This window comes from Porphyrobacter sp. THAI-01a (assembly GCF_056868655.1).
The window spans coordinates 2,890,520-2,914,901 of sequence record NZ_CP180579.1; the positions used below are offsets into that span (position 1 = coordinate 2,890,520).

At 69.2% G+C, this 24,382-nt stretch carries 21 protein-coding genes; 11 read left to right on the forward strand and 10 right to left on the reverse strand.

All coding sequences use genetic code 11. The features are described 5' to 3' along the window. Nucleotides 1-125 precede the first annotated feature (125 nt). The 3 genes from katG to ACMX37_RS13915 all read left to right on the forward strand — a co-directional run bounded on the left by katG (nt 126) and on the right by ACMX37_RS13915 (nt 4,524). A complete protein-coding gene (gene katG, locus ACMX37_RS13905) occupies nt 126-2,345 on the forward strand; it encodes a catalase/peroxidase HPI (RefSeq protein ID WP_483146499.1) in 2,220 nt (739 codons plus the stop codon). A gap of 176 nt (nt 2,346-2,521) precedes the next feature. Continuing rightward, nucleotides 2,522-3,361, forward strand: a complete 840-nt coding sequence (locus ACMX37_RS13910) for a transcription factor jumonji, JmjC (protein WP_483146500.1) — start codon at nt 2,522-2,524, stop codon at nt 3,359-3,361. Continuing rightward, entirely contained in the window at nt 3,358-4,524 is a 1,167-nt protein-coding gene (locus ACMX37_RS13915; protein WP_483146501.1) for a GNAT family N-acetyltransferase, read from the forward strand. The genes ACMX37_RS13910 and ACMX37_RS13915 overlap by 4 nt, the downstream gene beginning before the upstream one ends. On the opposite strand, the gene ACMX37_RS13920 is transcribed toward ACMX37_RS13915, so the two are convergent. Beyond that, on the reverse strand, nt 4,521-6,494 hold the full coding sequence (locus tag ACMX37_RS13920) for a hypothetical protein (RefSeq protein ID WP_483148414.1): 1,974 nt from the start codon (nt 6,492-6,494) through the stop codon (nt 4,521-4,523). The genes ACMX37_RS13915 and ACMX37_RS13920 overlap by 4 nt on opposite strands. A gap of 205 nt (nt 6,495-6,699) precedes the next feature. Here ACMX37_RS13920 and ACMX37_RS13925 point away from each other — a divergent pair, with 205 nt between their 5' ends. Further along, the gene (locus tag ACMX37_RS13925) at nt 6,700-8,970 is read left to right on the forward strand and encodes a trypsin-like serine protease (RefSeq protein ID WP_483146502.1); all 2,271 of its coding nucleotides are present in this window, start codon (nt 6,700-6,702) and stop codon (nt 8,968-8,970) included. A gap of 70 nt (nt 8,971-9,040) precedes the next feature. Then, entirely contained in the window at nt 9,041-10,483 is a 1,443-nt protein-coding gene (locus ACMX37_RS13930) for a trypsin-like serine protease (RefSeq protein ID WP_483146503.1), read from the forward strand. A 54-nt stretch (nt 10,484-10,537) separates the two neighbouring features. Here ACMX37_RS13930 and ACMX37_RS13935 read toward each other — a convergent pair whose 3' ends face one another. Continuing rightward, nucleotides 10,538-10,768 (reverse strand): hypothetical protein, encoded by a 231-nt coding sequence (locus ACMX37_RS13935; RefSeq protein ID WP_483146504.1) that lies wholly within the window; start codon nt 10,766-10,768, stop codon nt 10,538-10,540. A 52-nt stretch (nt 10,769-10,820) separates the two neighbouring features. Then, nucleotides 10,821-12,809, reverse strand: a complete 1,989-nt coding sequence (locus ACMX37_RS13940) for a TIR domain-containing protein (protein WP_483146505.1) — start codon at nt 12,807-12,809, stop codon at nt 10,821-10,823. A gap of 307 nt (nt 12,810-13,116) precedes the next feature. Here ACMX37_RS13940 and ACMX37_RS13945 point away from each other — a divergent pair, with 307 nt between their 5' ends. The 4 genes from ACMX37_RS13945 to ACMX37_RS13960 are packed head-to-tail and all read left to right on the forward strand — an operon-like array spanning nt 13,117 to nt 15,454. After that, nucleotides 13,117-13,890: an SPFH domain-containing protein gene (locus ACMX37_RS13945; protein WP_483148415.1), complete on the forward strand. Its 774-nt coding sequence runs from the start codon at nt 13,117-13,119 to the stop codon at nt 13,888-13,890. Between the two features lie 7 nt (nt 13,891-13,897). Beyond that, nucleotides 13,898-14,113 (forward strand): type II toxin-antitoxin system antitoxin, encoded by a 216-nt coding sequence (locus tag ACMX37_RS13950; RefSeq protein WP_483146506.1) that lies wholly within the window; start codon nt 13,898-13,900, stop codon nt 14,111-14,113. Next, complete coding sequence (locus ACMX37_RS13955) at nt 14,106-14,429, forward strand: hypothetical protein (RefSeq protein WP_483146507.1); 324 nt, start codon at nt 14,106-14,108, stop codon at nt 14,427-14,429. The genes ACMX37_RS13950 and ACMX37_RS13955 overlap by 8 nt, the downstream gene beginning before the upstream one ends. 44 nt (nt 14,430-14,473) lie before the next feature. Further along, complete coding sequence (locus tag ACMX37_RS13960; protein ID WP_483146508.1) at nt 14,474-15,454, forward strand: hypothetical protein; 981 nt, start codon at nt 14,474-14,476, stop codon at nt 15,452-15,454. Here ACMX37_RS13960 and bchJ read toward each other — a convergent pair. The 5 genes from bchJ to hppD form a co-directional block, all read right to left on the reverse strand. Continuing rightward, nucleotides 15,451-16,056, reverse strand: a complete 606-nt coding sequence (gene bchJ, locus ACMX37_RS13965; protein WP_483146509.1) for a bacteriochlorophyll 4-vinyl reductase — start codon at nt 16,054-16,056, stop codon at nt 15,451-15,453. The genes ACMX37_RS13960 and bchJ overlap by 4 nt on opposite strands. Continuing rightward, nucleotides 16,046-17,659, reverse strand: a complete 1,614-nt coding sequence (gene bchE, locus ACMX37_RS13970) for a magnesium-protoporphyrin IX monomethyl ester anaerobic oxidative cyclase (protein WP_483146510.1) — start codon at nt 17,657-17,659, stop codon at nt 16,046-16,048. Before bchE ends, bchJ begins: the two co-directional genes overlap by 11 nt. A 129-nt stretch (nt 17,660-17,788) precedes the next feature. Next, nucleotides 17,789-18,352 carry a VOC family protein gene (locus tag ACMX37_RS13975; protein WP_483146511.1) on the reverse strand — a complete coding sequence of 188 codons (564 nt, stop codon included), beginning with the start codon at nt 18,350-18,352 and terminating at the stop codon, nt 17,789-17,791. 14 nt (nt 18,353-18,366) lie between these two features. Continuing rightward, a complete protein-coding gene (locus ACMX37_RS13980) occupies nt 18,367-19,017 on the reverse strand; it encodes a dioxygenase family protein (RefSeq protein ID WP_483146512.1) in 651 nt (216 codons plus the stop codon). Beyond that, complete coding sequence (hppD, locus tag ACMX37_RS13985; RefSeq protein WP_483146513.1) at nt 19,014-20,129, reverse strand: 4-hydroxyphenylpyruvate dioxygenase; 1,116 nt, start codon at nt 20,127-20,129, stop codon at nt 19,014-19,016. Before hppD ends, ACMX37_RS13980 begins: the two co-directional genes overlap by 4 nt. Before the next feature lie 126 nt (nt 20,130-20,255). Here hppD and ACMX37_RS13990 point away from each other — a divergent pair, with 126 nt between their 5' ends. Together ACMX37_RS13990 and ACMX37_RS13995 are read left to right on the forward strand one after the other, a co-directional pair. After that, nucleotides 20,256-20,783: a VOC family protein gene (locus ACMX37_RS13990; protein ID WP_483146514.1), complete on the forward strand. Its 528-nt coding sequence runs from the start codon at nt 20,256-20,258 to the stop codon at nt 20,781-20,783. Further along, nucleotides 20,783-21,421: a carboxymuconolactone decarboxylase family protein gene (locus tag ACMX37_RS13995; protein WP_483146515.1), complete on the forward strand. Its 639-nt coding sequence runs from the start codon at nt 20,783-20,785 to the stop codon at nt 21,419-21,421. Before ACMX37_RS13990 ends, ACMX37_RS13995 begins: the two co-directional genes overlap by 1 nt. Before the next feature lie 103 nt (nt 21,422-21,524). Here the strand turns inward: ACMX37_RS13995 and ACMX37_RS14000 are convergent, their stop codons facing one another. Further along, the gene (locus tag ACMX37_RS14000) at nt 21,525-23,063 is read right to left on the reverse strand and encodes an acetyl-CoA acetyltransferase (protein ID WP_483146516.1); all 1,539 of its coding nucleotides are present in this window, start codon (nt 23,061-23,063) and stop codon (nt 21,525-21,527) included. Further along, on the reverse strand, nt 23,053-24,321 hold the full coding sequence (locus ACMX37_RS14005) for an acetyl-CoA C-acetyltransferase (RefSeq protein WP_483146517.1): 1,269 nt from the start codon (nt 24,319-24,321) through the stop codon (nt 23,053-23,055). The genes ACMX37_RS14000 and ACMX37_RS14005 overlap by 11 nt, the downstream gene beginning before the upstream one ends. Between the last annotated feature and the right edge of the window lie 61 nt (nt 24,322-24,382).

A 24,382-nucleotide genomic window follows, 5' to 3' on the forward strand; every position in this document is an offset into this window, starting at 1 on the left:
CCCCGCTCAATCAAAAAGCACGCATTAATCGATTGGACGCAACATCCTCAAAGCGTCATTCTCTCACCGTAGGCTACGCGGCAGACCCGCGAGTCTGACCCCCAGATGTGAGAGGAGACACATTCATGGACGCAAAAACCGGAGAGATGAGCGGCGGTTGCCCGTTCCACGGCAGCATGGAAATGCGCAATCTGCTGGGCCGGACCAACCGCGATTGGTGGCCGCAGGCGCTCCAGGTCGACATCCTGACCGAGGGCGGCCGCAGCGCAAACCCATATGGCGAGGACTTCGACTACGCCGAGGCCTTCAACGCGCTCGACTACAACGCCCTCAAGGAAGACCTCAAGGCGCTGATGACCGACAGCCAGCCCTGGTGGCCGGCGGACTACGGCCACTACGGCCCCTTCTTCATCCGCATGGCCTGGCACGCCGCAGGGACCTACCGCACGGGTGACGGGCGCGGCGGCGCGAACTCCGGCCAGCAGCGCTTCGCTCCGCTCAACTCCTGGCCCGACAACGGCAACCTCGACAAGGCCCGCCGCCTGCTCTGGCCGATCAAGCAGAAGTACGGGAAGAACATCAGCTGGGCCGACCTGTTCATCCTCACCGGCAATGTCGCGATCGAGAGCATGGGCGGCCCCGTGTTCGGCTTCGGCGGCGGCCGTGCCGACGTGTTCGAGCCCGAGAGCGTCTACTGGGGCACCGAGGAGCAGTGGGTCAACGAAGGCGTTCCCACCCGCATCCATCCCAAGGAAGGCCGCGCGCTGGAAAATCCGCTGGCCGCGATCCAGATGGGCCTCATCTACGTCAATCCCGAGGGGCCGCAGGGCAACCCGCATGACCCCGAAGGCATGGCCCGCGACATGCGTGAGACCTTCGCCCGCATGGCGATGAACGACGAGGAAACCGTCGCGCTCACCGCCGGCGGCCACGCCTTCGGCAAGGCCCACGGTGCGCACCCTGCGGATACCTTCGGCGGCGCGCCGGAGAGCGAAGACCTGCACCTGATGGGCTTCGGCTGGCTCAACGACGCCGACGAGATCGCCAAGGGCAACATCACCACCTCGGGGATCGAAGGCGCATGGACGCCGAACCCGACCCAGTGGGGCAACGACTACTTCCGCCTGCTGTTCAAGTACGATTTCGAGCTGGTGAAGTCCCCCGCCGGGGCTTGGCAGTGGCAGCCGATCAACCCCGATCCCGAAGACATGGCTCCCGACGCGCGCGACCCGTCGAAGAAGGTGCCGACGATGATGACCACCGCCGACATGGCGCTCAAGAACGACCCGGAATATCGCAAGATTTCCGAGCGGTTCCTGAACGATCAGGCGGCGCTCGACGATGCCTTCGCCCGTGCGTGGTTCAAGCTGTGCCACCGCGACATGGGGCCGAAGATCCGTTACCTCGGGCCCGAAGTGCCTTCGGAAACGCTGATCTGGCAGGACCCGGTTCCGGCCGGCACCATGCCTTCGGATGCCGAAGTCGCCCGCTTCAAGTCGGCGATCCTGAACTCGGGCCTGTCGGTGCGCGAGCTGGTCAAGGCGGCCTGGGCCTCGGCCTCGACCTACCGCAACTCCGACCACCGCGGCGGTGCCAACGGCGCGCGCATCCGGCTGGAGCCGCAGCGTTCGTGGGCGGTCAATGATCCCGCAGAGCTTTCGAAGGTGCTCGACACCATCGAGCAGCATCGCGGCTCGCTGAGCATGGCCGACGCGATCGTGCTGGCCGGCTCGGCTGCGGTCGAGAAGGCAGCGAAGGACGCCGGCTTCGACGTCGAGGTGCCCTTCCTCGGCGGGCGCGGCGATGCGACCGAGGAGCACACCGACGCGGCGAGCTTCGAGCCGCTCGAGCCCTTCGCCGACGGCTTCCGCAACTACCTCAAGACCAAGGCGCAGGTCCGCACCGAGGAAATGCTGATCGACCGGGCGCACCTGCTCGGCCTGTCGGTGCCCGAGATGACCGTGCTGGTCGGCGGAATGCGGGCGCTGGGCGCGGTGAGCGATCACGCCCACCACGGCCACCGCATCGGCGTGCTGACCGAGACCCCGGGCAAGCTCACGCCCGACTTCTTCCGCAACCTGCTCGACATGGGGACCAAGTGGTCGCCGGTCGATGACAGCGGGGACGAGGAATATGTCGGCGTCGACCGCGCGACCGGCGAGGAAAAGTGGCGCGCGACCCGCACCGATCTCGTCTTCGGGTCGAACTCGATCCTGCGCGCGCAGGCCGAGGTCTATGCCGAGAGCGGGAACGAGGGCAAGTTCGTGTGCGACTTCATCTCGGCCTGGACCAAGGTGATGAACGCGGACCGCTTCGATGTGACCTGGGCGAAATACCACGCCTGAGCGGTGACAGGCTGAACACGAAGGGCCTCCGGTGGCGACACCGGGGGCCCTTTGCTTTGCGGCCGCCAGCGGTTCCGGCCTGCCCGCGCGCGTCCGGACAGCATTAACCGGCCTTTCACCGCTGCTGCGATAAGTCCCTGAAAATCGGGCAGAGATACCTTCAAAGGGCCGCAGATATGTCGCTGATCGCCCCGCAATCGGTGCCCCGGCTGGCGCAGCACTATCCGCGCGCGCCGGGCCTGTTGCGCCACAACCTCGCCGCCGAGCCGCTGCTCGGTCTGCCTGCGCTGGCCGAGGCCGCGCGGGCCCTGCCCCGCGAACAGGTCGAGCGGCGCATCCACGATGCCGGCAACGGCGAGGCCTTCCGTATGATCGAGGCCGACACCCACCCGGCCGACGCGATCGAAGCCGGATGCATCGACGGCGCCTGGATCATGCTACGTTACATCGAGCAATTGCCGGCCTACCGCGCCCTGTTCGAGCGGCTGCTGGCCGAGCTTGCCCCGGCGATCGGCCCCGCGACCGGGCCGGTGTGCGACATCAAGGGCTTCGTGTTCATCTCCGCCCCCGGCACCCACACCCCGTTCCACTTCGATGCCGAATACAACATCCTGTTCCAGATCGCCGGGGACAAGGTCTTCGCCACCTATCCGCCCTCTCCGCCCTATCTCGATCTGGCGCGGTGCGAGGCCTACCATGTGGCGGGGGAGAACATGCTTTCCTGGAGCCCCGAATATGCGGCAGCCGGGGCCGAGCACCGGCTCGCACCGGGGGATGCGCTGTTCGTGCCCCATTGCGCGCCGCACTGGGTGCACGCGGGCGATGCGCTTTCGGTGTCGCTGTCGGTGACCTGGCAATGCCGCCGCAGCCGTGCGGTGGCCGATGCGCTCCGGCTCAACCCGGTGATGCGCCGCGTGGGCCTGCCCGCCTATGACCCGGCCGCACATTCCGCCGCGCATGTGCCCTGGCTGCGGGCCGCAGCAAAGCGCGTGGGGCAGAGGATCGGCCTGCTGTGAAACCGCTCGACGACAGCGCGCTGGACATCGCGCCGCGCCCGCGCCCGCTGGCCCATCCGCGCGGGGTGGCGCCGGCGCGGGTCGCCTTCCACCGCCCGGGAAATCTGCTGCTGCCTGACCGGCGGCGCTGGGCCGAACTCGCCACCTGCGCGGCGGCCGGCAACGTCTTTGCCGCCGACTGGTTCATGGAACCCGCGCTGCGCCATTGCGGGCGCGAGCGCTCGCTGCGCCTCGCAGTGGTCGAGGACGCGGCTGGCGGCTGGCTCGGCGCGATGCCGCTGACGCTCGATCCGGTGATCGGGCGCTGGCCGTTGCCGAGCCGCCAGAGCTGGCACAGCGCCAACCAGTTCATCGGCACGCCGCTGGTGCGCCCGGGGGCCGAAAAGGTGTTCTGGGAGGCCCTGCTGGGGCATCTCGACCGCCATCCCGGGCTGGCGCTCGGAATCTATGCCGACACCCTCCCGCTCGACGATCCCGCCACCCTTGCGCTGGCAAGCCTGTGCGCCGAGCAGGGCCGCACGCTCCACCAGTGCCGCAGCTTCACGCGGCCTGCGCGGCTGGCGGGAAGCGCGGGCGACCCGAAGGCCGCGAAGAAGCTCCACAAGCGGCTCGACGGCCTCGAACGCAGGCTTGCCGAGGCCCACGGCGAGGTGCGGCTGGTGCTGCACGATCACGCCGAGGACTGCGAGCCGTGGCTGGCAGCTTTCCTCGCGCTCGAGCGGGCCGGGTGGAAGGGGCGTGCGGCGAGCGCGCTCGGCTGCCATGCCGCCACTGCGGGGCTGTTCCGCGAGGTGATCCGCGAAGGCCATCGCCGCGGGGCCGTGCGGCTCGCCAGCCTCACGACGGGCGAGACGATCGTGGCGATGACCAGCTGGCTCGTCCAGCGCGGCCGCGGCTACGGCTTCAAGATGGCCTTCGACGAGCGGTTCCGCAGCTTCGCCCCCGGCCGCCTGCTGATGCGTCGGGTCGCCGGGTTGGCGGCGGCCGAGGGGCTGACGCTGTTCGACACCTGCGCCGTGCCCGACGCGCCCGACGACCCGCTATGGCCCGACCGCCGCGCCTTCGGCGACTTTGCCGTGGCGATCGGCGGTCCGGCGCGGCGCGCGCTGTTCGACAGGCTGATGCACGCGCAGGCGGCGCGGCGGCGGGTGGTCAGCCGCTAGGCCGGCAGGGCGAGGTGCTTGGCGCCGAACACCGACTGCCAGCTCGCGATCTCCTCGACCACCGCCTCGTCGAGCGCGTGGATCAGGTCGGCGGCGGCGTGGTAGGTGAGCGCGTCGGGGGCGCCCGAAAGCAACAGGCCGATGCGTTCCTCGATCTCGCGCAGCTTCTCCGCCGCGACCCGCGAGATCGCGCCGAAGCGTTCGAAATCGCCGAAATAGCGGATCCCGGAAAGGTTCGCGCCGAGCGTGGGGAAGGCGACGCCGAAGAAGGTGAAGATCGGCGAGAGATCGGCGGCGAGGCTCTTGGGCACCAGCCCCGCCAGCCCCGCGCCCTTGAGCGCGAGATAGGCCAGCACCGAGACCACCGCGAGCTTGAAGCAGGTCGCCGCCACCCTGTCGAGCCGGCTGTGGACCGTCTCCAGCCGGTGCGCCTTGGCGGTGTGATAGGCGCGCTGGGCGCTGACATGGGGCAGCACCGTGCCCGCCAGCCCCGCCCGCAGGTAATCGCGCGTGGCGGCGACCGCAGGCAGGCCGACATCGCGCAGCGCGTGGCGAGCGAAGTGCTCGGGCCATTCCGTCCCGCCGCTGCCGTGTCCTCCGCTTCTCGGCCAGCGCCCGGTCGGCCGCGCGACGCCGAGCAATAGCAGCGCCGGGGCGTGGCGCAGATATTCGGCCACGCGCCGCATCGCGAACCAGCGCCGGTGCCAGCCGAGCCGCGATCCCGCCGCGGTGAGCACCAGGATTCCGCCAAGGAGCAGCAGCTCGCCCCCGGCGAAGATCCACTTGTATTCCGCAAGCCCCAGCGGGAGAAAGGCGATGCCGATGATCACCGCCAGCGCGGCGAGCACGAAGTTGACGCACATGCCGGACCGGTAGGCATCGGCAAGCCGGCTCGCCACGCCGTCGGCCCATGCGAACAGCGGCAGGACGTCCGCCGCCAGTTCGCGCGCCACGCGCGGATCGCCGCCGGGCATCGCCTCGGCCGCGGCTACCACCCCGGCCCCGCTGCCGCCGACGATCGCGCCGGGCGCCTCGTAGTCGACCCGGAGCGAGCCGAAGGCCCCCGCCCCGCCGCCGCCGAACACCGCCTCGATCCGGCGATAGAGGCCGAAGGCCTTGCTCGAGCGCGGGCGCCATTGCTCGGCGGCGAGCAGCGCCGGGCTCCAGCCCTCGACCACCACCGCGGCGCGGATGATCGCCTCGAGCCGCGCGAGATCGGGCTCGGCCGGGGCAGGCTGGTGCAGTTCCTCGGGCCGCCCGAGGATGCGCCAGGTCTCGGGCGTCGCAGGGTCGATCAGCAGCACCGGCGCGCCCATCGCCAGCGCGGCGGTGACGGTGTGACCGGTGCCGCCGGGCAGGTTCGCGACCTTTCCGTCCCACACCGCAACGACGAGATCTGTGCGCTCGATCATCACCCGCCCGGCGAGCGCGACATTGTCGGACGCCAGCGCCTCGAAGGCGCGCGCGGCGGCGCGGTCGTCGGGCGCGGCGAGGCTTGCGCGCCACAGCGCCTCGACCTCGGCGTCGCGGTCGGCGAGTTCGAACACGCTCGCCCGCGCGGTGATGGCGCGGATCGCGGCGGCTCTGGCCTCGACCGCGGGATCGCCCGCGGGCCGGCCTGCCAGCACGGCATCGACATCGGCCAGCGTCAGGGCATGGGCGTTGATCGCGCAATTGAGCGCCGCGCCGAAGGGCATCGGCACGGCCAGCTCCCACCCGCGGGCGAGCGCGACCTCGGCGGCGACCTGGTCCGTGCCGTCGACCAACAGCGAATGGAGCCGCACCGCACCCCGCGTCCCCGGCAGACCCTCGCCAATCGCGTCGATCCGCGCGAACAGCGCCTCGAGCGCGGCGGCGATGGCGGGGGCGTGGGCCGAGAAGGCGGGGTTGGAGGCGCGGTGCCCGGTGATCCCGAGCGAAAGGTGCGGCTGCCAGCTGTCGCGGACGGGGGCAGGCAGGCTGGCAGGCATCGGCACGTCGTCTCCCCCTGCCCGCGCGCCGACGCGGGCCGTGGCATCGTGCTTAATCGCTCACCCCGTCCGCTTGCAACCGCGAAGCGACCCCCGCGCGCGCGGGTTTGACGATGTCCCGCGAAGCAGGCATCATCGCGCAAGTTATTGGGGAGACAGGGGGATGGCCGGGAGCAGGGCGGCATTGCGCATGGCCATGCTAGTGATGGCCCTTATCGCGCTGGCGTCGGGGGCCCGCGCAGCGAACCCCGATGAAGCGCCCGCCGCTATCGCCTACCCGCGGACTGTCGACATCGGCTACCGTGCCTCGCAGAGCCCGCCCGCCGACATCGCCGCCCGCGAGGCGGTCGCCGCCGACGCGGCCGCAGCGGCCTGCAACGAGGGCACTGCCGCCGGCTGCGTCGCACTCGGGGACGCCTTCCAGCGCGGCGAGGGCCGGCCCCAGATCCGGCCGGTCGCGGAGCTGCTCTACCGCCGGGCTTGCAACGCCGCCGACGGCGCGGGCTGCGCGCAGCTCGCCGCCTTGCTGTTGCACCGCGGCTCCCCGCAGGACAAGGCCGAGGCCGAATGGCTCACGGCGCGGGCCTGCCGCCTCGGGGTCCCCGCCGGATGTAACCTCCCGCCGCCCGATCCGCGCAAAGTCGAGGCAGAGCTGCGGGCCGACTGCCGGACATCGGAAGGGACCGCCGAGGCGTGCCGGTCTCTGGCCGCCATGCTGCTGGCCAAGCCGCGCACGCCGCGCCGCCTTGCCGAGGGCCTCGCCCTCATCGACCGGCAGTGCCGCGCGGGCGGGCGCGAGGCCTGCGCCGATGCGCTGCAATACTGGCAAGGGGAGGAGAACGGGGAGGGGCCGCGCACCCTGGCCTATCGCGAACTGGCCTGCACCGCGGGCGACACCTCGGGCTGCATCATTCTGGCGAAGGCTGCCTTTGCGCAGGGGCCGGGCGGACGGGCGGCCGCCACCGCCCTGTTCACACACGCCTGCGCGGGCGGCGACCAGTCCGCCTGCACCGAAGCCGCCGACCTTGCCCGCGAGCCGGACCTCGCGGCGGGCTGCAATGGCGGCGTGCTGGCGGCGTGCACCGAACTCGGCCTGATGCTCTATCGCTGGGACAGCGTGCTGCTCGATCGCGACCGCGCCATCGCGGTGCTCGCCGCGGCCTGCGAGGCAGGGGCGGCCGCGGCGTGCCGGCCGGCAGGCGAATACACGCTCTACGGCAGCAGCGATCCCGACAGCGACGCGAAAGCAAGCCGCGCCGTCGCCCTGCTCGTGCGCGGCTGCGAGGCGGGGGAGCGAGGAGCCTGCGAAACCCTTGCCGACGAGTTCGCCGAGGGCCGGATGCTGCCCTTCGACAAGGAGCGGGCGGCAGAGCTTTATCTGGTGCAATGTGACGCCGGGCGGGCGAAGGCCTGCGACGCCTTGGTGCGCTTCAACCATCCGGCAGCCCCCGCGCCGCTGGCGGAGGGCTTCGACCCGCCGATCCAGACGCCAGAGGAAATCGCCGAGCAGGAGCGCATCGCCCGCGAGGAACGCGAACGGCAGGACGCCGCATTCGAAGCGCGGCGCTGCCAGACCAACACCGCGATCTTCGAGGGCGTCACCTACAGCGATACGCTGTGCATCAATATCGGGCGGGTGATCGGCGGCTTTGCGGTCCCCCGGCTCGAGCAGGCGCCGTGGCAGGCGCTGCTGTGGCGGCCGGAGCAGATCGGGCGGACCAAAGTCACAGGCGCGAACAGGGTGCTGTGCGGGGGCAGTCTGGTGCGCACCGGCTGGATCGTGACCGCGGCGCATTGTCTCGTCGACATCGAGAACACCGACATCGTCACCGGCGGCCACCGGGTCCGGCTCGGCCTGATCCGGCCGTTCGAGGACGAGGGCAACAGTTACGCGATCCGCCGCGCGATCCGCCATCCGCGCTTCGACCCGAAGACCTATGCCTTCGACATCGCACTGGTCGAGTATGACCCGCGCAGCGGCACCAAGGGCGAGTTCGTCACCGGCGTGGCGCGGATCAACCTCGACCGGCGCACGCCGGCGCAGCGGCCGATCCTCGCCGGCGCGCCGGTGTTCACCTTCGGCTTCGGGCGCACCTGGTATGTCGACCGCCGCCGGGCCGATTTCGCGCAGGCCGCGTCCGGCAGCATTCCCGCGCAGTTGCAGGCCGCGCGGCTGATGCTCCGCGGCGCCGAGGAATGCACCCAGCTCACCGCGTTCCGCGACCACCGCCGCGATTCGATCCTGTGCGCGGCCGGAAAGAGCGGCGAACAGGCCTGCGACGGCGACAGCGGCGGGCCGCTCGTCACCTATGGCGACCAGAAGGGCGTGCCGACGCTGATCGGGGTGGTGAGCGCGGGAAATGCCTGCGGTACCACCGGCAAGCCCAGCCGCTATGTCCGGATCGGACATCCGCTGGTGCAGGCGTGGCTGGAGGAGAACCTGCCCGGCTTCAGGACAGCCCCGGGCGGGCGCTGATCCCCGTTCCAGGCTGATTGCGCAACATTTTGCAAAAGGGCATATTTGCCGGACAAGCGGGAGAACGGCGATGGGCAGGCGGGGGTGGGCGCTGGCAGGTCTGGTTCTGGCGGCGGCGGTGCTGGGCGCGTCCCCGGCCAAGGCCGATCCGCGCGAGGTCCGCACGCTCGACACCGCCTGCCGCAAGGGCGAACGCGCCGCCTGCATCACGCTGGGCAGGCGGCTGGCCGACATCTACGATCCCATCGCAGACCGCCCCCGCGCCCTCGCCCTGCTGCGCCCGGTGTGCGACAGCCCCGCGACCATCGCGGAGGCGGCCGAGACCTGCGCGACCGTCGGGGAGCTGATGCTGATCGAGCGCGCGCTGGACGAGAGCGGCACGGATTCTGCCGTGGTGACCGCCTACCTCTCGCGCGCCTGCGACAGCGGATCGCTCGGCGCCTGCCGCACGCTGGCGGGCGAACTGGGTTCGGGCGAGCTGCTCCCCGCCGACGCTCCCCGCGCCCGCGACCTGATGGGCCGGCTGTGCCGCTCGGGCCAGCAGGACGCCTGCGAGGCGCTGGAACCGGAACCGGCAGACGATCCGACGAAGGCTGACGACTACTGCGAGGTCAATGGCCGCCCCGGTATCAAGAGGTGGACCGAGGTCGACGGGGTGGAAGTGAGCAACTGCGTGCCGGCGGTAAGCATCAACCGGGGCCTGCCTCTGCCTCCGGGCAGCGCCAATTGGGTCGCGATCATCTGGCGCCCCGAAAGTGTCCCGCTCCAGTCCCGCGTGGCCTGCGGCGGATCCCTGATCGCGCCGGGCTGGGTGCTGACCGCAGCGCACTGCCTCCAGGACGCCGAGGGCAATGCGACGGTGACGGCGGAAAGCGGACACACGATAAGGCTGGGCGTCAGCAATCCCTTCGACGAAACGCAAGGCAACACCCACGTGATCACGGGTGTCTTCAGGCATCCGAGGTTCAAGCCGGTGGCGGTGGAAAAGAGCCTGGCCTGGGACATCGGGCTGATCCGCATCGCCGAAGCGCCGCAGCGGCGCGGCCGGGTTGCCGGAGGCAGAAGCATCACGCCGGTTGCGCTCGATACCGTGCCGCTGCAACAGCGCCGGATCGGGACGCAGCAGCCTGCAAGGGTGCTGGGCTTTGGCATGACCTCGCCCGATGCCAAGCGAACCTCGAGCGTGCTCCGGCAGGGCGAAGTCTATCTGCTGGATCGCGAATCCTGCATCAGGCGCAACCCTTTCGGCAACTTGCTGCTCGATTCGGTGCTCTGCGCAGGGGAAGGAAGGGGACGGCACAATTGCGGCGGCGATAGCGGCGGACCGCTGGTCATCGACGATGCGAGAACGAGGTCGCCCGTGCTGATCGGCGTGATAAGCGGCGCGAAACGATGCGGCGATGCGAATCTGCCGAGCCAGTTCGTGCGGGTCACTCACAGGAATGTCGCGGCGTGGCTGCAGTCCCAGCTGCCGCCGCAGGTCTGGCGACGCATCGCCAGCGAGGCACGCTGAACCCTGCACGGCGCGGTGCCGGTCGGCACCGACCGCGCAGGGTCAGGTCGGCGATTACTCGGCGGCGGGCGCCGCTTCGGCGCCGGCAGCCGCAGCGGGCGGGATCGGGTTGCCGGTCGGGTCCAGGCTATCGGTCGCTTCGGCGGCCGGGGTTTCTTCCGCCGGAGCCATGGCTTCAGTCTCGGCGGTCGGTTCGGCCGCGGGGGCCTCTTCCGTCTTGCCGCCGCAGGCCGACAGCGCCAGGGCGCCAGCCGCGACAGCGGCGAAGGTCACAATCTTCTTCATGCAAACAACCCCCTCATGCGCGCCCCCCATTGGGCGCGACCGAGGGGTGCTATCATGATCCGAGGCGCGAAAGCAAATTCTTGAACGCCGGCTCGCCCCGCAGCGGATCGAGCAGCGGGTCGTTGGGCATCCACAGCATCCCCGGATCGCGCATTTCATAGCCCCTTTCCAGCTGCGCCAGCGCCTCTGCGGTGTTCCCGCGCTGGGCGTGGACCTCGGCCTGCTGGTAATTGCTGTCGTCATAGGCGCTCGCCAGCTTCGCCAGCGCCTCGTCCGATCCTGCCGCATCGCCGAGCCGGTGCCGCGCGACCGCGATCGCGGTGAGCGCATAGGCCTCGCCGACTTCGGCCTCGGCGGCCTTGAGCGCGCTGTCAGGATCGTTCTGCATCAGCCGCGCGATGGCGATGCCGAACTGTGCGCTCGACAGGCTCGGATTGAGCGCGAGGCCGCGCTCCATGCGCGCCACGACCGACGGGTAATCGCGCGCGAACAGCGAGATATACCCCGCTGAACGGTAGGCGCGCGCATTGAGAGGATCGAGCGCGAGCACCTTGGCGATCATCTGCTCGGCCTGTGGCACCTCGGAGCCGTAGGCGAGGAAGCCCGCGACCGAGCGCAGCACGTCGGCATCGCCCGGCGCGAGCTCCTGCGCGGCGCGGAAATGGGGCGTGGCCTCAGCCCGCGAGAGCTTTCCGTTGTTGAGCGCAAATCCAAGCGCCAGGTGCCCGCGCGGCAGGCGCTTCTCGATCTGGAGGGCGCGCTCGGCGGCCGCTATCGCCTCGCCGAACAGCTCGGCGGATTCGGCCTCGCCGCTCGCCACGTTGTTCGCGATAGCCGCCAGCATCGTCGAGCGCATCGCGTGCGCGGCGGCGTAGCCGGGGTCGGCCGCGATGGCCGCGTCGAACTGCGTCAGTGCCGCGCGATCGCTCTCGGTGCCTGCCGAAACCTCGTAGAGCGCATAGCCGCGCAGGAAGGCTTCATAGGCGGCGACATTCTGGGTGCCGCCGACATCCTGCTGGGCCGCCGCCGCCTTCTGCGCCTCGCTGGCGGTGGCGACCTCGGCGACCAGCGACACCGCCACGGTCTGCGCGATCTCGGACTGCACCGCGAAGACATCCTCGAGCGCGCGGTCGTAGGTCTCGGCCCAGCGCACCAGCCCGCCCTTGATCTCGACCAGTTCGGCACTGACCCGCACCCGCGCGGTGTCGCGCTGGACGCTGCCGCGCAGGATGTGCCCGACGCCAAGCTTGCGACCGATGGCGAAATCGTCCTCGCTCTGGATCACGCTCGAGGAGGTCGGCGCGGCGACCTGGAGCCGCGGGTTGCGGGCGAGCACGCTCCGCAATTCGCGCGAGAGCCCCTCGGAGAAATACTGCTTGGCCGGATCGCCGGTCTCGTTGGCGAAGGGCAGCACCACCATCGAGATCGCCGCCGAGGCGGGCGAGCCGAAGATCCCGAACTGCCACGCCCCCAGCAGCCCCGCCGCCCCCGCCACGCCCGCGCCGCCGATCACCAGCGTGCGCCGCGACAGGGCGAAGCCGCCGGCCGGCTGTGCGGCGGGAGCCGGAGCGGCAGCAGGGGCCGCCGGGATGCGCGGCGCCGGGCCTGCTCCCTGTCCGCTCCCGGCCTTGGCCCTGACCGCCACGAGAATGCGCGCCGCCTCGGGGCTGCCCGGCTGGCCGTCCCAGCCGCTGATGTCGAGCAACTGGAACTGGCGGAAGCCGAGCGGCGCCATCGTCCCGTCGATCGTCAGCGGCACGAGGCAGCCGCGCTCGCGGCCGCGCTGGGCCTCGTCGCGGACCCAGTGCGACTGGGTCGATGCGGCCGACCACAGCACCACCACCGCATCCGCGCCCTCGAGCGCGGCCTCGGTGGTCTGGAGATAGTTCTCGCCGCCCTCGAGCCGTCCGTCCCACCACACGTCGAACCCAGCCCCTTCGAGCAGGTCGATGACGGGACGGGTGCGGGCGAGATCGCCGCGCGAATAGCTGACGAACAGCAGGGGGCGGGGACCAGGGGATGCGTCGTCTGTGCTGTCCACTGATTCTGCCCCCCTTTTCGCGATCGTTGCCCGATGCCCCCCTGCTACCGCGAAACGCACCCCCTCGCCAAGGGATGTTGCGTATCGGCCCGGCACTGGCTCGTCCGAAAGTCGCTTGACGCCGCTGATCCATGATATAAATATGATATCATAATAATACCGAAACCGGAGATTCGTCATGTCCCCATCCGATACCCCCGCCCTCAACCGCAGCCGGGAAGTCCCGGCTTCGACCCAGAGCGGCTATGTGATGCTTCTGGCCAGCCTCGTGCTCGTGGCGCTGGCGGTCTGGCTGTTCATCGGCGCGATGGCGCCCGAGGAGCCCGACGGGCTCAGGGTGATCGGCGCGATCGTCACCGGCGTCGCCGGGCTGTTCATCCTCACCGGCTTCTACATGATCAACCCCAACGAGGCCGCCGCGATCCAGCTGTTCGGCGCCTACAAGGGCACCGACCGCAACGAGGGCCTGCGCTGGGTTCTCCCGTGGCTGACCCGCAGCAAGATCGCGGTGCGCGCCAACAACGTCATCTCGGAGAAGATCAAGGTCAACGACGCGCGCGGCAACCCGATCGAGATGGCCGCCCAGGTCGTCTGGCGCGTGACCGACACCGCGCAGGCGCTCTACGACGTCGACGACTACCGCGAATTCGTCACCGCCCAGATCGAGGCGGCGGTGCGCGCGATCGGCTCGCGCTATCCCTATGACGACATCGAGCATCTCGAGGTCACCCTGCGCGGCAACCACGAGGAGGTCGGCGCCGAGCTGCGCCTCGCCCTGATCGAGCGGTTGCAGGTCGCCGGGATCACGGTCGACGAATGCGGCCTCACCCACCTCGCCTATGCCCCCGAGATCGCCGGCGCGATGCTGCGCCGCCAGCAGGCCGAAGCTGTGATCGCCGCGCGTGCCAAGCTGGTCGAGGGCGCGGTCTCGATGGTCGAGCTGGCGTTGACACAGCTCAGCGACAAGGACGTCGTCCACCTCGACGACGAGCGGCGCGCGGCGATGGTGTCGAACCTGATGGTGGTGCTGTGCTCCGAGCGTGACACGACCCCGGTGGTCAACGCGGGATCGCTCTACTGATCCTGCCATGAGTACGAAGAAGGCCTTTGCCCTGCGTCTCGATCCGGCGCTTCACGATGCGGTCCAGCGGCTCGCCGATGCCGAGCTGCGCAGCGTGAACGCCGAGATCGAGATACTGCTGCGCGAGGCGCTGGCGCGGCGGGGCGTGAAGGTGGACCGCAGCGAGACACCGAAGCGCGGCCGCCCGCCGGGTGCGAGAAGCGAAGGAGCCGGAGATGCGTGACAAGGACAAACCCTTCATCCTCACCCGCTACGGCAGGGTGGGCTTCAACATCGAACCGCGCGGGGCGCGGGGATGGCGGCTGATGCTGACCTGGCTTGCGCTGCCGCTTCCGCTGATCGGGGGCTTCGCACTGTTCGCGCACAAGTGGCCCGCAAGCCCCGCGTTCGCCGCCGTGCTTGCGATCTTCCTCCTGGCGATGGCGGTGTGGGCGATCGGCGGCATCATGTGGATGCGCGCCCGCGCCGAGGTGGTCGATGTCCAGGAACTGCTCAAGCTAAAGCGGGAGGCGGAACGCAAGGCGCGGCGCCCGAAATAGGTCTGGGCAGGGGAACCGTGCTTCGGAAAAAGCGTTGAAATGCCATGTCATTCCGTCTGCCGCTGCTCGCCGCTTTCGTCCTGATCCCGCTTCCGCTCGCCGCGCAGGACACGCCCGACGCCGGCTCCGGCATCATCGTCACGGCCGAACGGAAAGCCCCCGCCGAGGAGCTGGTGCTCCCGCCAGACCACATCATCACCGTGGTGATCGACGGCACGCCGCTGCGCCTGCTGGTCACCGCCGACGCCTCCGGCCCGGCGGCCATCGATCCCAGGATCGTGGTGCGCCTGGGGTGGGGCGCCACCTTCCAGACCTACTGGGATTACGGCAATGGCGATGTGCTGAAATCGGCCGGCACATTGCGGATTGCCGATTTCGGCGACCGCAAGGCAACCCTGCCGGTGATGTGGAGCTTCGGGTTGCCCACAATGCTGGCCGACGGCACGATCGGCATCCATAACCTGCCCTACAAGCGCGTCGTCATGCCGCTTGCCGCACCGGTCGGGGAACAGACGATCCAGCGCTTCCCGCTTCAACGCTTTGCCGGACAGCGCGCGATGCGGGTCGGCACCGAGATCGACGCCGACGGGCGGAGGCTCAAGGCGATCTTCGCCACGGATTACACCGACAATGTCGTCACCGCGCCGACCGCAAACTGGCTCGCGACGCGGTTCGACGGCGGGTTCCTGCCCGGGAGCGAGGGCAAGCTGCGGATGCGTTTCGGGGTGGAGCGCCGCACGCGGATGATGCGCCTCGCCCGGCCTCTGGAACTCGGCGACCTGCTGATCGACCGCTTTGCGGTGCGGCTCGCGGATTACGGCAAGGCCCGCAATGTCGGCGAGGCGGGGGAGAACGATCCGGGCTTCGACCCGAACGAGATCGTCGTATCCGAACGCAAGCCGCGCGGGCGGGTCGACATGCTCACCCGCATAGGTCGCAACCAGATCGCCCACTGCTCCGAGCTCACCTATGATCTCGAGAAGAACGAGATCCGCCTCGCCTGCGGCACCCCGCCCGCCAGCTAGGCGCGGGCGATGCGGTAGTCGCGGCGCGGCACGATCTCGCAGCCGGGCTCGATCACCGTGCAGGTGCAGCCCGCCGCCACCAGCTCGCGGTAGAGCCGGGTGAAGACTGCCGCGTACCAGTGGAACAGGCTGTCGGGCGGCATGGTGGGATCGTCGGCGGCGGAGCGGTCGATGGTGAAGCCCCACGCCCCCTTCGCGGCAAAGGCGCCCGCGCCGATGAAGGTCCAGGCGTGCTTCCTGATCGCCGCCATCAGCAGCGGCGCGGCCAGCATCGCCGGAAGGCGCCGCAGCAGCCAGCAGACCGCGCGCGGGATGCGGTTGGCGATGATATAGTCAGCAGTGCGCAGGCCCGCCTCCTCGGCAACGACGAAGGCGCCCATCGGATCGTGCAGCGACAGCCAGCGGTGGAGCCGCAGCGCCTCGATCTCGGGGATCATGTGCTCGCCCGTGGGCAGGCGGTGGATCTGCGCATCGAGGAGGATCGCGCGCGTCTCGGCATCGCCGAGCCGCTCCTCCATCACCTCCACCGCCTTGAGCACCGCATTGGGCCCGATCAGCGCGCCGGGTTTGCGGCGCCCCTGAAGGCGAGCCTCAATCGACATCGATCCGGTCCCGCCGGCGTTGCTCACCCCGCTGCTTCATCTGGCTGCGGACAGCCTCGCGGCGCTCCTGCGCCTGGGCGGCGCGGTCGGCGGCGGTTTCCCAGTCGGCGGCGGCGTCGATCGCGGCGGCGCGGCTTTCGTCGAAGTGGAACTCGACGCTCTTCTTCGTCTGCGGCCCCCAGTAGCCCGCCTTGCCGAGATCGTAGAAGGTCCGCTTGAACCCGGCGCGCAGGAAGGCCCACAGGCACCCCAGCAGGTAGCGCCGCCGGAAGCCGGTGCCGCGCCACGGATAGTGGAACAGCGCCTTCCTCATATAGAAGCGGCGGTAGTTCTTCATCACACCGTCGAGCAGCTCCCCGCGCTCCATCGCGGCGGGCTTCATGATCGGGGTGACGAAGTTGTACTTGCTGAAATCATGGACCTCGACCTGGTCCTTCAGCGTCTCGAACAGCGGGGTGTAGGGCCAGGGGGTGTACATGGCCCAGTTGGCGAGATCGGGCTGCCAGTCCCAGGCCATCTGGAAGGTTTCCTCCAGAAGCTCGGGCGTCTCGTTGTCGAGGCCGACGATGAACTGGGCCTCCACGAAGATGTCCGCCTCTCGCAGCAGGCGGATCGCCTCCTTGTTCTCCTCGACCTTGGTTTCCTTGTTGAAGCGGTCGAGCTTCATCTGCGCCGCCGCCTCGGTGCCGAGGCTGACATGGACGAGGCCCGCCTTGCGGTAGAAGGAGAGCAGCTCCTTGTCGCGGTAGATGTCGGTGACGCGGGTGTTGATGCCCCACTTGACCTTGTCGGGCAGCCCGCGGTCGATCAATTCCTGGCAGAAGCGGATGAAGGTCTTGCGATTGATGGTCGGTTCCTCGTCGGCGAGGATGAAGAAGCCGACGCCGTGCTTCTCGTGGAGCTCCTGTATTTCATCGACGACATCCTTCGGGTCCCGCACGCGGTAGTCGCGCCAGAACTTCCACTGCGAGCAGAAGGAGCAGGTGAAGGGGCAGCCCCGCGCGAGGTTGGGGATGGCGACGCGGGTGCCGAGGGGGATGTAGGTGTACTGGTTCCAGTCGAGGATGTCCCAGTCGGGCTTGATGGAGGCCATGTCCTTGATCGTGTCGGCGGCCTCGGTGGCGACGACCTTGTCGCCTTCGCGGAAGGCGAGGCCCCTGATCGCGCGCGCCTCGTGCGGCCAGCGGCCTTCCTTGATCGCCGTGAACAGCTCCACCGCGATCTCCTCGCCCTCCCCGCGCACGATCACGTCGATATGCGGCGCCTCGGCAAGCACCTGAGCATACATGAAGGTCGCGTGGATGCCGCCCAGCACCCTGACCGCGCGCGGCACGGTGAGTGCGGCGACCTCCAGCACGCGCTCGGCCGCGTAGATCGAGGGGGTGATGGCGGTGGTGCCGACCACATCGGGCTGGAGAGCGCGCATCCGCTCGGCGAGGTCCTCGTCGGAGAGACCCTCAGTCATCGCGTCGATGAAGGTGATGTCGTCGAACCCGGCGCGCTTCAGCGGGCCGGTGAGATAGGCGACCCACGCGGGCGGCCATGTCCCGGCAATCTCGGCCCCGCCGGAACGGTAATTGGGATGAACGAACAGGATGCGCATGGGCCGACTCCCCCCCTCTTGAGTGCGCTCAAGGTGGGGGAGTTGGCGCGTGGGGGCTTTGCGCTGGATCAAATGTTAAAACCCCCCTCCCCAAGGGGAGGGTGGGAATAGGGGGCGAGCGGCGCGGGATCACCCCTTCGCGGCGTGCTCCGCCCTTGCGATCTCGTGGAGCCAGTCGGCGTGGCGGGGGGCCTTCTTGGTCTGCGACCACTCCTCCAGCATCACCGGGGCGACGCGGGCGAGTTCCTCGTATTGCTCGGCCGTGCCGATGTCCGCGGCGAGTTCCACACGGTGGCCGTTGGGATCGAAGAAGTAGATCGACTTGAAGATGCCGTGATGCGTCGGCCCGAGCACGTCGATCCCCTCAGCCTCGATATGCGCCTTGGCCGCCAGCAGCGCCTCCTCCGAAGGCACCTTCAGCGCGAGGTGCTGCACCCATTGCGGCGTGTTCGGGTCCTTGCCCATTTCCGGCTGGTTCGGCAGCTCGAAGAAGGCGAGGATGTTGCCGTTCCCCGCATCGAGGAAGATGTGCATGTAAGGATCATACTCGCCCGTGGAGGGCACGTGATCCTCGGCGAAGGCGGTGGTGTAGGTCATGCCGAGCACGCGGGCGTACCACTCCACCGTCTCCTTCGCGTCCTTGCAGCGATAGGCGGCGTGGTGGATGCCGGCGAGGTTCACGGGATGGGTCATGGCGCTCTGCTCTCTCACTCGGGATGGCGTTCAAGGATGATGTCGCGCGTCACCTGCCAGACGCCGCGCGCGTCGCGGGTGGCCGGGACGATGCCGTTGCCGCCCTTGTTCGTCATGCTGCGGCGATAGGCGTCGGTTACGCCGAACTCGCCGTCGAACACGATGTCGTCGATCCAGTAGGGGCGCTTGCCCGGCTCGAGGATGGTGAAGTGGACATGGGCCGGGATCGTGTCGTCCGGGTAGGGGGCGGGCTTGATCGTGACGAAGCTGTAGCGCCCGTCCGCGCCGGTCTTCACCCAGCCCCGCAGCCGCCCATGGCGGCGCGAGGCCTCGGTTTCCGGTGTGCCGCCCGCATAGAGCCCCGCGGCGTTTGTCTGGTAGGCATAGATCACCACACCCTCGGCGGGTGACTTGCCGCCTGCGGCATAGACCGTGCCTTCGATGCGCAGCGGCTCGCCCGGCTCGCCGGCGGGAGCCATCTCGGCATGTCTGGCGAGCGAAGCGGCATCGGCCTCGAGCGCGCCTTCGCAGCCTTCGCACTGGTAGAGATCGGCGCGGGCCTTGCCCGCCAGAGGCGCAGCGTCATCGTCCTGCGCGCCCGCCACGCCGCAGCCCGCAAGTCCGAGCAGCATAGTCGCGGCAAGGACGGGCCGCGCGGCGATCACTCCGCCGGTTCCTCGACATTGAGCACGCCGCGGATGATCTGGTCGCGTTCCATGCTTTCGAACAGGGCCTTGAAATTGCCCTCACCGAAGCCTTCGTCGCCCTTGCGCTGGATGAACTCGAAGAACACCGGCCCGACCTGCGCCTGGGCGAAGATCTGGAGCAGCAGGCGGGGGGAGCCGCCTTCCGTCGTGCCGTCCAAGAGGATGCCGCGCATCTTGAGCGCCTCGACATCCTCGCCGTGGCCGGGGAGGCGGCCTTCGAGCATCTCGTAATAGGTCGCGGGCGGCGCGGTCATGAAGGGGACGCCGAGTTTCTGGAGGCGGTCCCAGCAGGTCACCAGATCGTCGCAGATGAGCGCGATGTGCTGGATGCCCTCGCCGTTGAAGGCGCGCAGGAACTCCTCGATCTGGCCCTTGCCGCCCTCGCCTTCCTCGTTGAGCGGGATGCGGATCTTGCCGTCGGGCGCGGTGAGCGCCTTGGAGGTGAGGCCAGTGTATTCGCCCTTGATGTCAAAGAAGCGGATCTCGCGGAAGTTGAACAGGGTCTCGTAGTAGTCGGCCCAGTACTTCATCCGCCCGCCATAAACGTTGTGGGTAAGGTGATCGATGGTGTGGAAGCCCGCACCCTCGGGGCGGCGCTCGACGCCGGGGAGATATTCGAAATCGATGTCGTAGATGGTGAGGCCGTTGCCGCCTTCCGCGCCCTCGTAGCGGTCGACCAGATAGAGGATCGCGCCGCCGATGCCGCGGATCGCGGGGATGCGCAGTTCCATCACCCCGGTCTGAACGGCGACCGGTTCGGCCCCGCGGGAGATGAGGTGCTCATAGGCCTTGGCCGCATCGCGCACGCGGAAGGCCATGCCGCAGGCCGAGGGGCCGTGCTCGCGGGCGAAATACCACGCAGCCGAGCGCGGCTCGTAATTGGCGATGAGGTTGATGCCGCCCTGCCGCCACAGGTGCACGTCCTTCGAGCGGTGCTGCGCAACGCGGGTGAAGCCCATCGCCTCGAAGACGGGTTCCAGCACGCCCTTCTCCGGCGCGCAGAACTCGACGAACTCGAACCCGTCGAGGCCGGCGGGGTTGTCGAAAAGATCCTGGCTCTGGACGTTCATGATGCTGATCCCCTGCGGAGGCGAGATAGTTTCAATTGAAACCATCTACCCGAATTGGCCGATTCGCGCAAGCATTGCCAGCCGCGCCGGATCGGGGCAGTCTCGCGCCGGAGGAGAGAGAAGCCGATGATCAGGACCAAGGGCATCAACCACATCGCGCTGGTGTGCCGCGACATGGCGGAGACGACGCGGTTCTATACCGAGGTCTTGGGCATGCCACTGTTCAAGACGGTGGAGCTTCCCGACGGCGGCCAGCATTTCTTCTTCGATGCGGGCGGGGGCAATGCGGTCGCGTTCTTCTGGTGGAAGGACGCGCCCCCTGCGGCGCCGGGGATCGCCTCGGTGAAGCAGTTCCCCTTCGACGCCAAGACGGCGGTGGGCTCGATGAACCACCTCGCCTTCGACATGGAGGAGAGCGAGCTGGAAGCGGCGCTCGAGCGGTTGCAGGCGGCGGGCGTTCCGCACACCCACATGGTGTTCAACCACGACGACAGCCCTTCGGGCTACGCCAAGGAGACGCACGAGGGGGTGTTCGTGCGCTCGGTCTATTTCACCGACCCCAACGGCATCATGCTCGAATTCGCCGCCACCACCCGCGCCTTCGGGCCGGAGGACGTGCGCCACGCGCCCGCGACGATGGCGGAGGACGCCTGATGCCGCGCCTGCGCGAAATCCCCCGCGCCGAGGCCGACGCCAAGGTCGCCCAGCCGCTCTATGCGCAATTGTTCGGGGAGCGCGATCCCGTGGCCGAGCCGGGCACCGCGACCGGCACGCGAGGTGACTGGTGGACGGTCTTCGCCAACTCCCCCGACACGCTGCGCCACGCCGCGCAAGGCTTCGCCTATTACCGCTCGCCCGAGAGGAAGCTCGATCCGGTGCTGCGCGAGCTGGGGCAGACCTGGGCGGGATGGGCAACGGGCAGCCAGTTCGTCTTCTCGCAGCACTGCAAGAGCTTGCGCGGGCTGGGGGTGAGCGAGGAGAAGATCGCCGCGCTGCCGGTGTGGCAGACCGCCGAGGTGTTCGACACGAAGGAGCGCCTCGTGCTCGCCTATGCCGACCGGCTGGTGTGCCACGGCGGGCGGGTGCCGGACGCACTCTTCGCGGAATTGAAAGCCCAGTTCTCCGACGAGGAGATCCTCGAGCTCACCTACATCACCTGCCTCTACCAGATGCACGCGGTGATGAGCCGGGCGCTGCGCACCGAGTTCGATGACCGCGACGATCCGATCGTGGAAGTGCCCGCGCCCGAGGGCTTCGATGCGCTGGATTTCCTGGGCGGGGCTAGGCGGTAAACTCGAACCTCGTTCGTGCTGAGCCTGTCGAAGCACCGTCCTTCTTTTCGAGCCTCGCTCCCGAAGGAAGAACGGCCCTTCGACAGGCTCAGGGCGAACGGGTTCAGGGAGTAACCTTGCCCACCGTCCGCCCCCGCTCGTCCTGCGTCAGCGACAGGCGCTTGCCGAAAGGCTCACCGCTCTCGAAGGCCTCGGCGGTGGCGGCATCGGTCAGGTCGGCATTGCCCACCACCCGCTCGCCCGCGTCGGAGCGGCCGATGAAGATCGCCTCGGCGCCCTTGGGGCCGCGGTTGATGGTGTAGGTTTCCACCGTCGCGGCAGGCACCGGTTCCTTGGCGAGCGGAACCTTGTCGGTCGCCTTGGGGAGCACGGCGAAGCGATCGTTGGCGGACCAGTCGGCAGGCTGCGTCGAATAGATGCCGGTGGCATACTTGCTCATCCACCCGCCATTCGCACCGACCAGCGCGAAGGCGCCCCGGTCGCCGCGCACCCGCTGCACGGCCTCGGCGATGGCATGGGCCGAGTAGTTGTTCCCGGCCCCGCCGAAGAAGGGGAGCCCCCCCGTCAGCGTCAGCCCGCGCGGATCATCCGCCGAAAGGCCGAAATGGTCGCACTGGTTGAACACGGGGATCGCGAAACACGAATAGAAGTCGAGGTAGCGCATGTCGGCGATCCCCTTCCCCGCCCGTGCCAGCGCCGCATCTACGCTGGCCAGCGAGGCCGGGTTGTCGGCGAGGTCGGGCCGCTGCGAGAGCTTGAGCTCGGTCGCGGCGGTGACGGCGTGGATGTGCACCCACTTGTCCTCGGGCACGCCCAGTTCGCGCGCCAGCCCCGCCGAGGCGACGATCACCGCCGCCGCCTGGTTCACCTGGTCGCGCGCGACCGTCATGCGCGGATAGGGCTCCGCGACGATGCGGTTGCGGTCGGTGACGGTGGCGAGTTCCTCCGCGGTGCGCTCCACCGGCGCGGCCGAATGCGGGTTGGCAGCGGCAACCTTGGTGAAGGGCGCGAACAGCCTGCCGATTTCGAGCCGGTATTCCTCCAACCCCATGCCCAGCCGGTGCCGCCGCGCGTTCTCGGCGAGCGCGTAGAGCGGGATCGCGCCGCTCGCGCCGTGGGAGAAGAGCGCAGGCTCCATCAGCTCCTCGACGCCGAAACCCTGATCCTCGAAATCGCCGCCAATCTCTTCCGACCAGTCGGGAATCTCGCCCTTGGCGGTGAGGGCCAGCACGGTCGAGATCACCTCGGAGCCGACGATCACCGCGCAGCTGCTCTGGCCTGCCGCGATGGCCGAGGCAAACTCGCCCACGAGCTGCTGGTTGGTCTGCCCGCCGGTGGTGGTGAGGATCGCACGCGCCGGGTTCGCCCCCACGCGCTTCGCGATTGCGCGCGGCACATTGTTTGCTGCCCCGAACGGCGGCTTGCGATCGGGCCGCGACATCTCGAAGGCGCGGATCGCGGCGAGGGTGTCGATGGCCTGCGCCACTGACCCCGTCGCCCCGCTGTCGGCAATCGCCCCCGCCAGCGCGCGCCCGGCGAGGTCCATATAGGAGAGGGCGGCATAGCCGGGCTCGCCGACCCTCTCCGAAAACTGCCCCACGCCGATGATGACGGGGGTGTTGTCTGCAACCTCAGTCGACAAAGCCGTCGACCCGCTCGACGATGATCGCCGGGGCCATGCCGCCCGCGGCGCACATCGTGACGAGGCCATAGCGACCGCCGCGGCGTTCCAGTTCGTCGACGACGGTGCCGATCAGGATCGACCCCGTGGCACCGATCGGGTGGCCGAGCGCGATCGAGCCGCCGTTGACGTTGACCTTGTCCCAGTCGAGTTCGAGATCGCGCACGAACTTGGCGGCGACCACGGCGAAGGCCTCGTTGATCTCGTAGAGGTCGATGTCGTCCTTCGAGAGGCCGGCCTTCGCCAGCACCTTCTTCGCCGCCGGGACGGGGGCGTTGAGCATCAGCGTCGGATCATCGCCCATGTTGGCGGTGGCGACGATGCGGGCGCGGGGCTTGAGGCCGTGCTTCTCGGCATAGGCCTTCGAGGTGATCAGCACCGCAGCAGCGCCGTCCACGACGCCCGAGGAATTGCCCGCATGGTGGAAGTGCTTGATCTCCAGATCGGGATATTTCTGGTTGATCAGCTTGCGGAAGGTCGTGCCCGCCTCGTCCAGCGGAACATCGGCGATCTTGGGGAAGGCGGGTTCGAGCTTCGCAAGGTCCTCGCGGGTGGTCTGGGGCCGGGGATATTCCTCGCGGTCGAGGATCACGCTGCCGTCATCGGCCACCACCGGCACCACCGACTTCGCGAAACGCCCTTCGGATATCGCCGCGGCGGCGCGCACTTGCGAGCGATAGCCGACCTCGTCCAGCTCCTCGCGGGTGAAGCCTTCGAGCGACGCGATGGCATCGCCGCAGATCCCCTGGTGCGACTGCGGGTGCACCTTCTGGAGCCGCTGGTTGTAGCTCCCCATCATCGGCGGCTTGATCCCAGCGCGCATCTTCTCCTGGCTCATGGCGGCGGTGAGGCTCATCATCTCGGTGCCACCGGCGACGACGCAATCCTCCATCCCGCTCATCACCTGCGCGGCGGCGAGCGCGACGCTGGTGATCCCGCCGCCGCAGAAGCGGTCGAGCGTGGTGCCGGAGGAGGTGATGTCGTAGCCCGCATCGAGCGCGGCCATGCGGCCCATGTCGCCCGCCTGCATCCCGTCTTGGGTGCTCACCGACCAGATCACGTCGTCGACCGTCGCGGTGTCGAGCTTGTTGCGCTCGGCAATCGCCTTCAGCACCGTCGCGGCGAGGTGCTGCGGGTGGCACGCGGCGAGCGCGCCCTTGCCCTGCTTGCCGATCCCGCGCGGGGTGCGCACTGCGTCGATGATGTAAGCTTCGGCCATGGTGGTCCTCTCCCGGAATAGCGAAAATGCGGTTGACGCGTCCGTAAACCGGCTGCACCAC

Excerpts from the sequence above, each read along its gene's own strand:
- ACMX37_RS13960 (WP_483146508.1), top strand. The coding sequence starts at position 14,474 with ATGTCATTCCGTCTGCCGCTGCTCGCCGCTTTCGTCCTGATCCCGCTT.
- ACMX37_RS13930 (WP_483146503.1), top strand. The coding sequence starts at position 9,041 with ATGGGCAGGCGGGGGTGGGCGCTGGCAGGTCTGGTTCTGGCGGCGGCG.
- ACMX37_RS13995 (WP_483146515.1), top strand. The coding sequence starts at position 20,783 with ATGCCGCGCCTGCGCGAAATCCCCCGCGCCGAGGCCGACGCCAAGGTC.
- ACMX37_RS13955 (WP_483146507.1), top strand. The coding sequence starts at position 14,106 with ATGCGTGACAAGGACAAACCCTTCATCCTCACCCGCTACGGCAGGGTG.
- hppD (WP_483146513.1), bottom strand. The coding sequence starts at position 20,129 with ATGAACGTCCAGAGCCAGGATCTTTTCGACAACCCCGCCGGCCTCGAC.
- ACMX37_RS13945 (WP_483148415.1), top strand. The coding sequence starts at position 13,117 with ATGGCGCCCGAGGAGCCCGACGGGCTCAGGGTGATCGGCGCGATCGTC.
- bchJ (WP_483146509.1), bottom strand. The coding sequence starts at position 16,056 with ATGTCGATTGAGGCTCGCCTTCAGGGGCGCCGCAAACCCGGCGCGCTG.
- ACMX37_RS13910 (WP_483146500.1), top strand. The coding sequence starts at position 2,522 with ATGTCGCTGATCGCCCCGCAATCGGTGCCCCGGCTGGCGCAGCACTAT.
- ACMX37_RS13990 (WP_483146514.1), top strand. The coding sequence starts at position 20,256 with ATGATCAGGACCAAGGGCATCAACCACATCGCGCTGGTGTGCCGCGAC.
- ACMX37_RS13920 (WP_483148414.1), bottom strand. The coding sequence starts at position 6,494 with ATGCCTGCCAGCCTGCCTGCCCCCGTCCGCGACAGCTGGCAGCCGCAC.
- bchE (WP_483146510.1), bottom strand. The coding sequence starts at position 17,659 with ATGCGCATCCTGTTCGTTCATCCCAATTACCGTTCCGGCGGGGCCGAG.
- katG (WP_483146499.1), top strand. The coding sequence starts at position 126 with ATGGACGCAAAAACCGGAGAGATGAGCGGCGGTTGCCCGTTCCACGGC.
- ACMX37_RS13925 (WP_483146502.1), top strand. The coding sequence starts at position 6,700 with ATGGCCCTTATCGCGCTGGCGTCGGGGGCCCGCGCAGCGAACCCCGAT.
- ACMX37_RS13935 (WP_483146504.1), bottom strand. The coding sequence starts at position 10,768 with ATGAAGAAGATTGTGACCTTCGCCGCTGTCGCGGCTGGCGCCCTGGCG.
- ACMX37_RS13975 (WP_483146511.1), bottom strand. The coding sequence starts at position 18,352 with ATGACCCATCCCGTGAACCTCGCCGGCATCCACCACGCCGCCTATCGC.
- ACMX37_RS13950 (WP_483146506.1), top strand. The coding sequence starts at position 13,898 with ATGAGTACGAAGAAGGCCTTTGCCCTGCGTCTCGATCCGGCGCTTCAC.
- ACMX37_RS14005 (WP_483146517.1), bottom strand. The coding sequence starts at position 24,321 with ATGGCCGAAGCTTACATCATCGACGCAGTGCGCACCCCGCGCGGGATC.